Annotated in this window: 12 protein-coding genes; 5 read left to right on the forward strand and 7 right to left on the reverse strand. The window is 36.7% G+C overall.

The genetic code is table 11. The features are described 5' to 3' along the window. The first annotated feature begins 48 nt into the window (after nt 1-48). Genes Q4574_RS01140 through Q4574_RS01160 form a run of 5 tightly spaced genes read left to right on the forward strand, consistent with a single transcriptional unit; the run spans nt 49 to nt 5,914 of the window. Entirely contained in the window at nt 49-1,122 is a 1,074-nt protein-coding gene (locus Q4574_RS01140; RefSeq protein WP_303470514.1) for a hypothetical protein, read from the forward strand. A 27-nt stretch (nt 1,123-1,149) separates the two neighbouring features. Then, on the forward strand, nt 1,150-2,448 hold the full coding sequence (locus tag Q4574_RS01145; protein WP_303470517.1) for a flippase: 1,299 nt from the start codon (nt 1,150-1,152) through the stop codon (nt 2,446-2,448). A 7-nt stretch (nt 2,449-2,455) separates the two neighbouring features. Further along, nucleotides 2,456-3,532: a nitroreductase family protein gene (locus tag Q4574_RS01150; protein ID WP_303470520.1), complete on the forward strand. Its 1,077-nt coding sequence runs from the start codon at nt 2,456-2,458 to the stop codon at nt 3,530-3,532. Between the two features lies 1 nt (nt 3,533). Further along, nucleotides 3,534-4,715, forward strand: coding sequence for a polysaccharide pyruvyl transferase family protein (locus Q4574_RS01155; RefSeq protein ID WP_303470523.1), 1,182 nt, complete (start codon nt 3,534-3,536; stop codon nt 4,713-4,715). After that, nucleotides 4,712-5,914 (forward strand): glycosyltransferase, encoded by a 1,203-nt coding sequence (locus Q4574_RS01160; RefSeq protein WP_303470526.1) that lies wholly within the window; start codon nt 4,712-4,714, stop codon nt 5,912-5,914. Before Q4574_RS01155 ends, Q4574_RS01160 begins: the two co-directional genes overlap by 4 nt. Before the next feature lie 51 nt (nt 5,915-5,965). Here the strand turns inward: Q4574_RS01160 and Q4574_RS01165 are convergent, their stop codons facing one another. From Q4574_RS01165 to Q4574_RS01195, 7 genes are read right to left on the reverse strand one after another with little or no spacing between them, the layout of a single operon-like run. Next, nucleotides 5,966-6,718 (reverse strand): glycosyltransferase family 2 protein, encoded by a 753-nt coding sequence (locus Q4574_RS01165; RefSeq protein ID WP_303470527.1) that lies wholly within the window; start codon nt 6,716-6,718, stop codon nt 5,966-5,968. A 41-nt stretch (nt 6,719-6,759) separates the two neighbouring features. Next, complete coding sequence (locus tag Q4574_RS01170; RefSeq protein ID WP_303470529.1) at nt 6,760-8,301, reverse strand: hypothetical protein; 1,542 nt, start codon at nt 8,299-8,301, stop codon at nt 6,760-6,762. A 21-nt stretch (nt 8,302-8,322) separates the two neighbouring features. Further along, entirely contained in the window at nt 8,323-9,252 is a 930-nt protein-coding gene (locus Q4574_RS01175; protein WP_303470531.1) for a polysaccharide deacetylase family protein, read from the reverse strand. Then, nucleotides 9,245-10,996 (reverse strand): asparagine synthetase B, encoded by a 1,752-nt coding sequence (locus tag Q4574_RS01180; protein ID WP_303470533.1) that lies wholly within the window; start codon nt 10,994-10,996, stop codon nt 9,245-9,247. Before Q4574_RS01180 ends, Q4574_RS01175 begins: the two co-directional genes overlap by 8 nt. A gap of 32 nt (nt 10,997-11,028) precedes the next feature. Further along, nucleotides 11,029-12,483, reverse strand: a complete 1,455-nt coding sequence (locus Q4574_RS01185) for an oligosaccharide flippase family protein (protein ID WP_303470535.1) — start codon at nt 12,481-12,483, stop codon at nt 11,029-11,031. Continuing rightward, the gene (locus Q4574_RS01190) at nt 12,476-13,468 is read right to left on the reverse strand and encodes a hypothetical protein (protein WP_303470537.1); all 993 of its coding nucleotides are present in this window, start codon (nt 13,466-13,468) and stop codon (nt 12,476-12,478) included. The genes Q4574_RS01185 and Q4574_RS01190 overlap by 8 nt, the downstream gene beginning before the upstream one ends. Before the next feature lie 9 nt (nt 13,469-13,477). Then, nucleotides 13,478-14,176 carry a tetratricopeptide repeat protein gene (locus tag Q4574_RS01195; protein ID WP_303470539.1) on the reverse strand — a complete coding sequence of 233 codons (699 nt, stop codon included), beginning with the start codon at nt 14,174-14,176 and terminating at the stop codon, nt 13,478-13,480. Between the last annotated feature and the right edge of the window lies 1 nt (nt 14,177).

The following is a 14,177-nucleotide window of genomic DNA, read 5'->3' on the forward strand; positions in this document are numbered from 1 at the left end:
CACCTATGGTAAAAATATGTACGAATCCAATTTGAGGCAGTTTAGTTAATGGCTAATAAATATAAGCGCATACTTTTAATTGGAAACTGTTTTTCATCTAATATGGATATTTCTCAGAATACCCAATACCGTAGTTACAAATTACAAGAAGCATTCGCTGAATATGGTGTAGAGGTTAAATTAGTATTAATTAATTATAAAAATACTAAGTGCTATATTTCCGAACATAAAAAATTATGTGTGTTAAGTGCCCACCCTTCTAAATGGTTGAAAAGCCGAAATCTATTAAGAACATTTTTAGCCACCGACAAACCAGATGTTTATTGGTTTACTAATGGTCCAATAGTTGCTTTTATCTCTATGATATTTATAAATATATTCAAGAAAAAAATCATTTATGAAGTATTAGACAATTACTCTACTTATTACCCCAAAATACTTTTTCCAATAACGTTACTTGATAAGTATATTAGGAAGTCGGCATTACTTTGCATATACGTTACCGCTGAATTGGCGAAATTAGATAAAAATAAAACGACAAGAAGGCTTGTGAATATCAATGGCTATGACCCCGATATTTTCACAAAAATGGATAAAAACGTTGCAAGAGAACAGCTGGAAATACCAGCAGGAGTCCAAGTCATAGGATTTGCCGGGTCACTCGACCAAAGAGTGAACTGTAACCTTGAATATTTATTCGAATCTCCTAAATTTAAAAATTGCATATTTGTAGTAGCAAGCAATTCAACTGCCCCAGAGTTCATCAATAAAAGCAACGTATTATTTCTAGGGAAAATGGAGATGAACCAAATTCCTTTGCTTATCAATTCTGCAGATATAATGCTAATTCCAAATCGGCATGATGAGTTTACTAAGTTTTGTTTTCCAAGCAAGCTAATGGAGTACGAAGGTTGTGAAGCAAACTATATCTATACCCCAATGAATAAAACTGTTCGAAAGATATCATCGGGTTATGAATCTTCCTTTGATATGAGTATTTTTGCCAGTGACCTAGAGCAGCTATTAAATAAACCGCCTGCATTAATGAAACAAAATAGTAAAAAGTTTGACTGGCACTATTTAGTAAAACGTTTGCAACAAAGACTAGAGAGAACATCTTAATTTGAAATATTTAGCCTACAATCCAACATGAAGCTCAAAACTTATTTTTACAATGCTAATTGGCTCATTATTGAAAAGCTGATTAGTTTACCCATTGGATTAATTACTAGTATTTTTCTGGCTAGATACCTAGGGCCTGAATACTTTGGTGTATTTAGTTTTTTAATTTCAGCCGTTTATATTTTCCTTCCGTTAATGCAATTTGGTTTAAACTCCGTTTTAACAAAAGAGCTTGTCAGCCTTACTGAGAAAACCAGTGAAATACTATCAACTGCTCTGACTATACGTATATTGGCATCTCTATTTACGTTTATAATTGGCGCAATCTCAGCGGTATTATTTGATTGGATAGATGAACGTCATCTTCTTCTATTCTTTTTATTGCTTTTTTCTCACACATTCTCCGCTTTCGATATCTTTAATTTTTGGTTTGAATCTAAGAAAAATAATCGACCAGTAGCAATTGTAAGAGTATTAACCTTATTACTTTTCAGTATTTTAAAAGTATTTGTAGTCATTAAATTTGAATCATTAAGCTTACTGTTATTGGTGCAAGCTTGTGAGTTAATGACCGGCTATCTTCTATATTATTTTTTGGCGAAGGTTTACCAATGTCATTTTCAATGGCAACCTTCCTACTCCTATGGCAAACAACTCGTTAAAAAATGTTGGTGGTTAATTTTTTCTGGCATCGCAGCAGCGCTTTACATGAAAATCGACCAGGTAATGTTAGGCACAATTGCATCAAAATCTGAGGTCGGCATATACTCTGTTGCAGTTCGCTTTTCAGAGATGTCTTACTTCCTCCCTGTTGCAATTGTAACTGCATTTTTTCCTTACCTAATTGAGCGTAAACAGTTGAGCGCTCCAGCATACAACAACACTTTAGCTATATTTCTTGGCGGTTTGTGTTGGTTAGGTATAGCAGTTGCGATTGTCGTTACATTAATCGCTACTTACCTCATAAAGATATTGTACGGAACAGAATATAATGCCTCTGCCTCAATTCTAGCAGTGCATGTTTGGGGCGGGGTATTTGTTTATATGAGAGCATTACTAAGTAAGTGGTTAATCATTGAAGATCTTTTGTACTTTTCATTAGTGACTCAAGGAACTGGCGCAATCGTTAATATTATTCTAAATCTACTCCTGATACCTGAGTATGGCGCCCTTGGTGCTGCCTGGGCGACCATTCTATCACTCGCTTTTGCTAGTTGGTTTTCATTCTTTTTCACTAAAAAAACAGTTAAAATAGCGGTTATTATGACATGCGCCCCATTTATGTTTCCAAAGCATTGTTTAAGCCTGATAAATAACAAAAAGTAGGACTGTAATGAGTTTAAAGTTGATCAAGAAAATACTGCCGCGTCCTATAGTTACGTTTATACAATCAATACTCGCTAAATTAGGAGAATTAAAAGAAGGCATTGCTTTTCAATGTAGTAACAGCATGTTTCTTTCTTCTACCTATTATTTTTTATTTTCTCGCGCATTTGATAGAGAACATTTATCTGTTTTGCACGGAAAAAAGCGATATGCCAGTGATATAAAACATGGAAAAGCAGGCCTAACCCTTCTTCGTCGAAATGTTCACCGACTTGAGAAGGGCTTAATTATGAAACCTCGTAGGCCAATTTTCGCAAAGGACTATATAACTGAAACGGTAGAATTCTTACACAAAGTTGTTACCGAAAACCCTGAAACAGAGGTTGATGAACTTAACTGGTTTTGCGATGTTTTAACAACCTACTTTTTAGCTGTTCAGAGCGATCCTGTGATTGATAAAGCAAAAAGTTTGTTTGACGATACCGTTAAACTTAGAAATCTTAAGATTACAGACAAAATCCCCTATGTTAGGAATTTTTCAAACAATATCCCGAGTTTCGAGCAATTTGAAAACCTTAGCCTTAGAAGACGCTCCGTTAGGTGGTTCGAAGATAAAGCTGTCCCTCGCGACCTTATAGATCAAGCAATACTAGTTTCCTCTCAATCACCGAGTGCTTGCAACCGCCAACCTTTCAGATTTCATATTTTTGATGACCCATCTTTGGTACAAGAAGTGTCAAAAATTCCAGGTGGTACCGCAGGGTTCAATCACAACTTCCCTGTATTTATAGCTGTAATTGGCCAATTACGTGCCTATTTTGATGAACGTGATAGGCATGTAATTTATATTGATGCATCCTTAGCAAGTATGTCTTTTTTATTTGCTTTGGAAACTCTAGGATTAAGCAGTTGTGCGATTAATTGGCCTGATGTTCCGGAGCGAGAAAAGAAAATGAGCAAAGCCCTTGCCTTAGATGAAGATGAGAGGGTTATCATGTGCATAGCTGTTGGCTATCCAGACAAAAACGAAAAAGTACCGTTTTCACACAAGAAGTCCTTAAGTCAATTAAGGAAATATAACTAGGATGTCAAAAATGATTTTCGAAATTCACGGTGGCCAGTTTAAAAACAAAGGCGCAATGAAAATGCTCGTTACTTGTATCAAGCAACTCGAGCAACGGATCCCAAATGTTACTTTTGTTGTTGATGGCTGTGTCGGGAATGATCAGCAATTAGACTCATTAAATCTTAAAAAGCTCTTATTTAAACGTGGGTGGATGGGCTCTAAACGGTTTGGTCTTGGATTCTTAATACAACGAATTTTGGCAGTATTAGCCTCACTTTTTCCTTTTTTATTTAAGAATGCTTATACATTAAATAAAATCGACGGGGTAATTGACGTCGCAGGTTTTGCTTACACCGATCAATGGGGTTATAAACCAAGTGAGGATTTCGCTAAGCTCGCGAGCTATTATCACCGAAAAGGTAAGAAAGTTGTTATGCTTCCTCAAGCATTTGGCACATTTACACAACCTAAAATAATCAACGCCATAGAAAAGATTATTAATAACACAAACCTTATTTATGCCAGAGATTCTTCGTCATTTAAGCACCTTACAGAAATATCGAATAACACTGATGTTCTAAAAAGAGCCCCGGATATTACACTGTTTGTAAAAGCTAACAGTAATGAAAACCAAATTGTCAGCAATACAGTAGCAATAATTCCCAATATGCGCATGCTTGATCAAGGGAGCGAATTTTGGAAAGAGAACTACATCCCGTATCTCAATATGACCATCGATACCTGCATTGACAATAACTTAGATCCTATCTTTGTTATTCATGATCAAGCAGGTGAAGATATAAAAGTAGCTCAAAAAGCGTTGCTAGAAAGAACTGACGATATTCAAGTTCTGCAAATAGATGATCCTTGGGAGCTGAAATCAAAGTTAAGCACTATGCAATTTGTTGTTGGCTCTAGGTTTCATGGTTTAGTCGCAGCACTCTCCAACAATGTCCCTGTTATTTCTATAGGCTGGTCTCATAAATACGCTGAACTGCTAAGTGATTTTGGGTTGAGTGAGTTTCTTATTTCAGAGCAACATGGAAAAAAAGAGCTATCGTCACTCATTAACGTGTTAACAAATGAGAGTGAAAATAAACTTAAACGAGATATTGTTAAAGTCAATTTTGAAAAACAAAGAGACACTAACAAACGCATGTGGAATGAGGTTGTAGAAGTTTTACAAGGCAATTGCCGTTGAAAGTACTCCATTTAACCTCTGGCAAATTGTCAGGAGGGGCTGCAAAAGGCGCTTTACGCTTGCATAAAGGCTTGCTGGATATTGGCGTTGATTCGCATCTCTGCGGTTATAATAACACCCAAGAAAAAATAGAAAACTTAATTGAATGGAGTTTTTTTGATAAAATTAAATACTCCTTAAATCGTAAAAAAAATACGTTTGACCTCAAACACTATAAACACAAAAGTGATGAAATATTCAGTGTCGGTAATGACCTGTTTAATTGTTTCAAACACATCGACTTTAGCCATTACGATATCGTAAATTTGCACTGGGTAAATTACTCATTGAATATTCGGTTCATTGAGTATCTAAAATCTCAAACTAAAGTAGTTTGGACGTTGAGAGATATGTGGCCCTTCACTGGAGGATGCCATTACTCTTTGAACTGTATCGGATATAAAGAGGTGTGTGGAGATTGTCCGAAACTGAATTCAAATACCGAAACAGACATATCTAATTCTCTTCTTCTAAAAAAACAATGGGCTTTTAAAGATATTAACTTCATTGCCATCTCTAATTGGCTAAAATCAGAAGCGTTATCTAGCACTATTTTAAACAACTCATCAATTGATACTATTTATAATTCAGTGGATGTCTCCAAATTTAATATCATAAATGACCAAAATACGATTAATAATATAAAGAAGATATTTGGTATTGAAACAAGCAAAAAAATAATCATTACCGGTGCACAAGATGTTATGGATATTTATAAGGGTCCAGATTTTGTGCGTGAATTTATTAAATTACATGCTAATGACTTTTACTTTATTATTTTTGGCCAAAACGCTGAAATTCTAACTAAGGGTTTAAATCTTGAAAATATTAAACTTGTTGGTTTTCAAGACGAACCTTCTTTAGCTAAACTTTATAACATCGCTGATTACTTTTTGATGTGTTCTGTTCAAGAAGGTTTTGGTAAGACAATTGTTGAATCACTAGCATGCGGTACACCGGTTATCACGCTTTCCGGGGGAGCACCTGAAGAATTGATATTGGCGACAGATGGCGGATTCATATGGGATGGCGAATCGAAACTTGATTTAACTAGTCCCAAAACACCTGAAAAGTTAAGACTAAATGCAAAAAATAAATTTAGTCTAGAAACTATTGCAAAACTATATAAGTCAAAATACTCCCAGATTACTTCAGCTTAAACTTAATACTGCCCTAACCCTCTGAACTTCTCGGTAACTCATATTCAAAAGTTAATTAATCAAATATTTGAGTCGACGATAGGGAAGATAAATAAGCCAATATAATTTATGGATAAAAGTATTCAATTTAGTCGATGGGTTGGTAGCTTGCACTTTACGCTCTTCATCGAAACGAGCTTGTAAAGATTGCCAATCCTGTTTGGAGCTCACACCAGTATCTCGCATAAAAGATAAAGTGAGATCTACTGTTTTAGATCTTATTCCCTTTCTATAAATTCTGAGAAAAAAATCGTAGTCCATACAAATTTTGAAAGACTCATCAAATTGCCCATATTTTTGGAACAAAGTTCTCTTACAAACAGCTCCTTGATGATGAACACCTTTGAAATTAGTTTTCCAACTCAGTGGTCGAGCGATTAAAGTAGAATCGTTTCTACCATATTTAACATTGCATAGTACAACGTCATCATTTTCACTCATTTGACTGACTAATTGACTAATTGTAGTCGGCTCAAATAGATAATCATCTGAGTGAATAACAATAATGTAATCACCACTGCAGTTTTTGATCCCTTTGTTCATTGCATCAGAGATACCTTTATCCGGTTCGGAAATTAAAATATCTATTTTGTCTGAATATTTATTGGCAATATTTAAGGTTTTATCTGAAGAACCACCATCGATAAAAACATATTCAATATTGGTATATGTTTGCTCAACTATGCTGTTTATGCAGCTTTCAACATATTTTTCGCCATTAAAAACAGCGGTAACAATGGAGATTTTAGGTAAAAATTGAGTCACAACAAGATCGCCCTTAAATATGCGTAGGAATGAACTAACATTTATTGAATACCTTCAATTACATATTTTGCACATGCTATTTCTCTATCCTTACGATATTGAATCATGAACTTTTCAATTTTATCCTCGGTTAATTCAGATAAGTACTCATTATCTGAATCCGAGTAATGATAATCATTGTGATTGAAAACAGGACCATCTTCTAGATAATAACGACTAGTCAGGCTTATATTTAACATATTTAGCGTACCAAAAGCACCTAAAAATGCCATTAAGACGAGAACGCCTTTATTGTAACCTTTGCCTTCAATAACATTAATATACACAATCAACACTGTCGCAAGAGCTAATGGAGGCCAAAACTCTGTTATATAGCGGTGAGCAATTGTTGGATAGGTTAATTGAAAAAATGCACCTATTGAGCTAAAGACAAGTATGCCAATTAACAACAATGGGTTACCTTCCCTCCTCCTGCCAATTCCCTGAGCTAGAACCATCAAAAAACAAAGACATGATAGAGGCCACAATTGATAAATTGGGACGACGGGATCTTCAATTCTTCCAAAGCCAGTTTCTAAATTTAATCTTAAATACTTATAAATTTCCATATCAGCGGTAAAATAAATATAGAGATTTGGAATTATCCTAAGGACTTTTGCAAACTCCCCAACAGGTAAAACTGGACAACGCCGCTCGGTAAAACCTTCCAGAAAATTATAGCCATAGTTGTGCCCCATAAACTCTATGGCATCACCAAACTTCAAGTAATTTAATATCAAAACACTCGTACCAAAAACGAACATAATCAAGAGTGGTGTCGTATAGTTGCGAAAAACGATACTAAAGAAGTTAACTATATATTTTTGCTTAATACCTTGGCTACGCATGGTTCTTAAAATACAAATTAGCATTAAGAAGCAAGTTACACAGTAAAGTGCTAGTGCAGTAGGCATTCGAGTATGAACACATAAGCCAGCGATGAGTGCATAGAAAGCAAAATTATACTTTTTCTGTGTATCTAGGAAAAAATTGTCTTTGATTAATAAACCAAGAAATATGTTACTCAAACACAATGCTGCGGCATAGGGCTCATGATAAATCACCGAATTTTGAAGTATAATAAACGTTCCCGAGCCAAACCAAAGAACAATTAGTAACCCAAAAATCGCAAGTAAACTTGTTATAGAAAAACGATTAAACGCAACGTATCGCTTCCAAATACTAAAATGCAGAAAGACTTGTCCAAAAGTCGAAAACAAAAAAACCACCAATGTTGAAAGTGGTGTTGTTTCAAGATCTACGAATGGACTTAGGATAAACCTAGGCAATGTGGGAAGCATGCCATAATACATATAGACTTTTGAATCGATATAATTACCTTCTTGCCCAATAGCAAAGGCGGGTATGTCCAATCGCCCATCTAGCATAGCAAGGGTATAATAATTATAAGCTTTCCATAAAAATTGTGGCTGGAAGAAATCGAAGGTAAAATTCGTTGCAAATGCTGCATATGCAATGACCCCAATCACGACAAAAAGAAAATTGACCATTTCGATTTTTTTCAACTGAGTGGAATTATCCATAATTTCTCTTCAAAATATTAGTTATCTCAATCTGGACTTGATTAGCCGCCCATGAAACTTAAGAGCTGAGGTATCCCAAGGGGTAAACCGTTTTAATCGATGCAAATCGTCTCCATAAGCTGACGTTCCCCAATCTGTCACTACAGCGGTTTCATATCCAGCCTGTTTCACCAATTGTACGGTTTCATCGGTTAAATCTTTCCCATAAGACCCATTTGGATAAGCAAAGTGCTTCACGGGTTTCCCTGTCCAACTTTCCAATTGCACTTTACATTGATGAATTTCTTCAAATTGCTGCTCTTTAGAAAGCACTTTAAGAATGGGATGGTTAACGGTATGTCCGCCAATTTCAACGCCTGTTTCGGAAAGCTGTTTAATTTGCTGAGGATTCATCATCCTAGGTTCAGGATCGGCTAGGTTATTGTCATCATAAAGTTGTTGTACACCTGCAAGGCGCTCATCAATAGGAAGGTATTTTAGTCGCATCAACTGTTCTTCAGCTAACCGATTGCGATTGTTCCAATCCCCTAAAGCCACCTGTGTATTTTCTATGATCAAATTATCCAAGCGAGGATCTTTAAATAAATCCAACACCCTATCATTCCACATATCCGCCCCTTCGCTAAAAGCAGTGGCAACGTAGACAGTAGCAGGAACCTTATATTTGGCTAAGATAGGTTGGGCAACCGTTAAGTTATTTAAATATCCATCATCAAAAGTAACGCATATTGCGCGCTTAGGAACAGTATTGTTTTCTATGTGTCTAGCTGCTTCACACAAGCTAATGGGTGAAAAATGTTTGGATATCAGTTGCATATGCCAATCAAAAGTATCCGCAGTGACTTCATAGGGGCGCATGGGATCAAACTGTTCTAACACCTGATGGTAAATTAGAATACTGAGTTTATTGCCACCAAATAGACTATTTATCGCCCCTAGAATACTATGCACGAAAATCCTTAGCTTCTTTTTGTAGCCACAATTCTAATACCACCATTATCCAAATAAGCTCACCAAAATAGCCAGCATGCACACTACCATGTGATTCAAGTGCTTGTTCAACTAGACTTTGCTTAACAATGTTGCGTTTTTTAAAACTATTCAATGCCGTTATGGTTAAATCTTTTAATGTTTGATTTTCATTCATCCACACACCAAAGGGTAACCCAAAGCCATGTTTACTTTTATTAAGTGTTTCATCGGGTAAGAACCCTTTGCAGGTTTTTTTATAAAAATCTCGTAACTGACTCCCAGGCAATTTAACATCTGCAGGAATAGTACAACTAAAATCCACAATATTTTTATCTATCAATGGGTAACGTACTTCAACTCCTGCAAGTTCACACATTTTGTTGACCTTAACTAAGTCGTTATCAGCAAGGGTAAACTTCCAATCTAGATATAACATACCATCAACTGGGTGCTCGCTTTTGCAGTCATGGAAACGACTTTTGAGCTGTTGAGCAGGTTCTGTCACATCAACATTATCAAGTATTTCCTGTGAGAAAATGGCGTCGTTACCCAATTGATTTACGAAATTATGGGTTTGTAGCCGCCCCGGTAAAGCCACTTTTGCTTGGGCAATATAACTGGCGACTTTTTTAAATAACGGAAGTTTTCGTGTAAATCCATTATTCAATAATACGTCCAAACTATTGGCTAGCCATGTTGGTAACTTAGTGAAGTGCTCAAACACTTTTTGTTTAGCATAGCGCTCGTTTCCAGCAAAAAACTCATCTCCACCATCACCCGCCAAGAGGACCTCAATGCCCTTGCTTTTCGCAAATGTTGCACAAAAATATGCAGCCATAGCCGAAGAGTTACCAAATGGCTCATCAAAATACTGTGCGACCTTAACAAACTCCTTGGCTGCTTCTTCCGGTTTTAAATATAAGACTTCATGATTTGTGTCGAAGTGTTTAGCGGTGATCAGTGCATATTCCGTTTCATCATATCCCGGCACTTCAAAACCAATGGAAAACGTTTTGGCTTTTTCAGGCTGATCTTTTCTACCTTGAATTTTAGCCAGCATACCCGCCACGGTTGAACTATCTAAGCCTCCACTTAAAAAAGCTCCTACATTATCTGTAGAATGGGACTCAACCGCTGTTTCAATGGTATTTAAACAGGTTTTTAAAGCCTCGTTGGGATCCTTAATATGAGTGGCAAATTCAGGGCAATATAATAATTCATTGTTTACCACACCATCTACACCAAAATATATTGCTTTACCTGGCTCGACTTTATAGACATCTTCGTAAACAGTTTTTGGTGCAGGAATACAGTGAAAGTAGATATAGTTGTATAAAGCTTGTTTGCTGATCATTAGTGACACATTATCAATGGCTTTTATGGCCCGTAACGAATCACTAATAAACAACTGATTGCCCCTTTGATAATAAAAACAAGGTTTGGTCGCAAGGTGATCGGTCAACACAATAACTGGCGAATTTTTTTCACTAATGACTAACCAAAACTGCCCGGAAAGCTGCTCATAAAAATCACTTAAAGAAGCACTTGAAGAATACGCATCTAACACTAATTCTGGGTCGACTTTAACGCCATTAAGCAGAATATAACCGTGAACGATTAGACTTCTTTGCTCAGAAGTACAAGAACTCGTTTGTTTATGATGATGAACGAACAGCTCTAACTCATTATCATCGGCTATTTGATACCAATCGGCTAATTGCACGCTGATTTATCCTTTATAAGTACGAAACAAATTTATTTATAACCAAAAGCCTTATTTAAAGCTAGGCTTTCAAGTGTGTTTTCAGGTTTTCCTCGTAAAACGTAAAGTAACATTATGGTAGCTAAATAACTCATTCCACCAACAGCAACTTTGGCCAATAGAACGATAAATAGAGGCCATTGGAGAACAGGAAAGAAGGTTAAAACGGCAAACATAGCAAAAGCGCCGGTCAATGCCGGCCACCAGCTACCAAAAATACGTTGCAAAGATATATCCAGTTCACGACTGATACTTACCAAAACCATAGGCAGTGCAAGTAAAGCACTAAAAAACAACATTTTAGGTAAGTCGGAAACTTGCTTAAATGAAAGCGTTAGGACTATGGTACTGATCAAAATGATATTGCGAGCCCACATCAATCGATTAGAAACAACCTCTTTTTCCATCATGACCAAAAACTGCTCACTAAAAAACATCATTATCCCGCCAATCATGGCATACAAGCTAAACCACTGCAGCATAGGGATGGCTGCGAGCCACTTGTCACCCAAAAATACAGGAACAAACTCTTGCGCTACCATTGATAGACCAATACCAACAGGCAGAAACACATACACAGCAGCGGCAAAGGTAATTAGTAAGATATCTTTAAAATTAGCACTTTCCCTAAGTACAGCCAAATTAGGTATTAGACCTCGGATAACTGGCATCAGTAATTCTTTGGTGAATAGACCAGCTAAATTAACCGCTATATGATAAATACCAAGAAACTGCGCTGAGGCGACTCTACCTACAATGGCAACATCAGCCTGATTATTGATATACCTGGCGATACTCAGAGGCACAGTGGCTTTCGAGTATTTAAGCATATCTCGCCAATTATATAGAGATAATTTAGGACGGAACGGGTGTAAGAAATAACTTAATATACAGCCAATAATTGACGATACTAATTGACCAATAACCAATGCCCAAAAACTTTCTAAATACCAAGCAAAACCAATTGTTGCAGTGAGATAACTCAATCGCGTCCAAATAGTTAACACGAAATCGATTTTAAAGTTCATCTCTTTCTGGGCAATGATTATTCCAAAATTGTTCAGCCCCTGAATAACGCGAACAACGGCTAAACAATATATCACCTCGGTAAGTACAGGTTGACTGTAAAAATCTGAGATAAAAGGGGCGATTATCACCAGTGGTACTGCAATCAAAAACGATTGAATTATGCCGACTGTCCAAGCTGCGTTAAATACACGGTTATCATGCTCTTTATATCTTAATATATACAAGTTTAAACCAGCTTGAGTTAATGATTCCAACAACGCAACGACGATTGTCGCCATTGCAATTATTCCGAAATCAGCAGGTGCAAGCAGCCTGGCAAGTACAAAAGTACTTACCATTCCGATGAGCTTAGAGCCCCACTTAGAAAGAATTGACCAGACAATACTAAAAAGCGTATTGGTCTTTATTTCGTTACTCATAATTGAAAGGCAAAATACCGTAGATAGCGTCTATTAAACCTTCTGGTGTAGTGTAAATTCTCTCAACTTTTTTAGTTCTGATGTTCAAAGCAACAATCAAAGAGTTGTTACCAGAAGAATATTTAAAGTTTCCTTTGGTTAAAAATTTGATTTTGGATTTCAAATTGGTTTTTCTTAATTTCGAATACCCAATGTAAAAAATATCACCATCAATATGCAATCCACGGCACCATCCCATAGGACGATTTAATGCTCCACTGAAAGGATCAAAAGTATCGAGTGTCTTTTTAGATTTGGGATCACTAAACACAAGGTAACCATCTACTCGCGTAAATACGAGCTTATTCTCCCACCAGATACCATCATGAACACTGACTTCACCGCCAAGGCTAATATCGATAATTTCTGTAGGTTTACTCAAATTCACCGCATCTTCTTGAGTACAGCGCGTTGCCCAAAGGTCTTCGTCAATTTTAAACACAAAATTAGGATGACTATCGTGGGGTCTGGTGGAATGAACTAAGCGATAATCCACATGCTTATCAAATCTATGCCAAGGATCTTTACCTTCGGTATTTAAAATGGACTTAATCTCGCCATTTTCAATATCCATTACCACAACGTTATCTAATCCTGTAGAAGTCACTACCAGATCGCCATTTAAAACATGAACAGAATGAATATTGTGAAAACAAGGATGAGAAAAAATAGACAAGGGTTTTAACCCTGGCAGACTATAACAATGCACTTCTGTATCGGTAGGTAACCATAATTTATCCCCATCGACACAGCCTGCTGTAAATTGTAAATTTGGGTGTTCTTTAGGATAATTTTCACCACCTTCAGTTTTAGTTAGAAGTTGAGAGAATTCTCCGGATTCTAAATCTAATAACACTAAACTGGCTTTTCCGTAATACTTACCTTCCCCCAACTCAAACCCATTCGGGCGTAGGCAACCGCCAGATAACATCAGCTTTTTAGACACCCTAAACTCCTAATTATTTTTAGCTTTTTCTAGCTCTGCAATTTTCATTTTTAAACCTGGCAAAGGATAACCTAATTTATAGGCCGCTTCGGCATACTTTTTCGCGTTAGCAATATCATTCACTTCGGCATATGCAAGCCCAACATTGTATTTTGTCTCTGCTGAACCAGGCGATAGCTTATCCGCTTCCAAAAACTTCTCTAACGCACTTTGGTGTTCTCCACGACGATAGTGATAAATTCCCCATGTTAAATATGTTGATGCCTGACCAGGATAAATTTTAGCTGCACGTTCAAAAAAACAACCGGCGTCATATTTAGGCGCACCAGTATTTAAATTGGCCTTAAATGAGCGTGAATTCTCCCACTGGTATTCATAACGTGCATAAGCGTCTAGTGCAGCAGGATGATTGGGGATAGACCCTAACACGAACAACAAATCTCCAGGCTGCTTACCGGTATTTCCCTCGGTAAGACGACGAACTTTTTTAGGAAAATGTGCGGATTCTACCAAATACAGTAAACCGCCTCGGTATGTACCGGTACTTTGCCTAGTCTCAGCAGCATAATAATCAAATGGCTTCCCTCGTCGCCATTTCATTTCCATACAATTAGATTTAGCAAAAGCTTCGCCTACTTGCCCCAAAACCAATAAGGCGAGAAAACCTGACTGTATCAATACCGTTTTCGTTATTTTAATCTTAGCCATA

The sequence above is a fragment of the Aliiglaciecola sp. 3_MG-2023 genome (assembly GCF_030548205.1).
Taxonomy (GTDB): Bacteria; Pseudomonadota; Gammaproteobacteria; order Enterobacterales; family Alteromonadaceae; genus Aliiglaciecola.

Bases quoted from the DNA above. Each gene is read 5' to 3' on its own strand.
- Q4574_RS01185 (WP_303470535.1), bottom strand. From the start codon at position 12,483: ATGAGTAACGAAATAAAGACCAATACGCTTTTTAGTATTGTCTGGTCA.
- Q4574_RS01195 (WP_303470539.1), bottom strand. From the start codon at position 14,176: ATGGCTAAGATTAAAATAACGAAAACGGTATTGATACAGTCAGGTTTT.
- Q4574_RS01170 (WP_303470529.1), bottom strand. From the start codon at position 8,301: ATGGATAATTCCACTCAGTTGAAAAAAATCGAAATGGTCAATTTTCTT.
- Q4574_RS01145 (WP_303470517.1), top strand. From the start codon at position 1,150: ATGAAGCTCAAAACTTATTTTTACAATGCTAATTGGCTCATTATTGAA.
- Q4574_RS01150 (WP_303470520.1), top strand. From the start codon at position 2,456: ATGAGTTTAAAGTTGATCAAGAAAATACTGCCGCGTCCTATAGTTACG.
- Q4574_RS01155 (WP_303470523.1), top strand. From the start codon at position 3,534: ATGTCAAAAATGATTTTCGAAATTCACGGTGGCCAGTTTAAAAACAAA.
- Q4574_RS01140 (WP_303470514.1), top strand. From the start codon at position 49: ATGGCTAATAAATATAAGCGCATACTTTTAATTGGAAACTGTTTTTCA.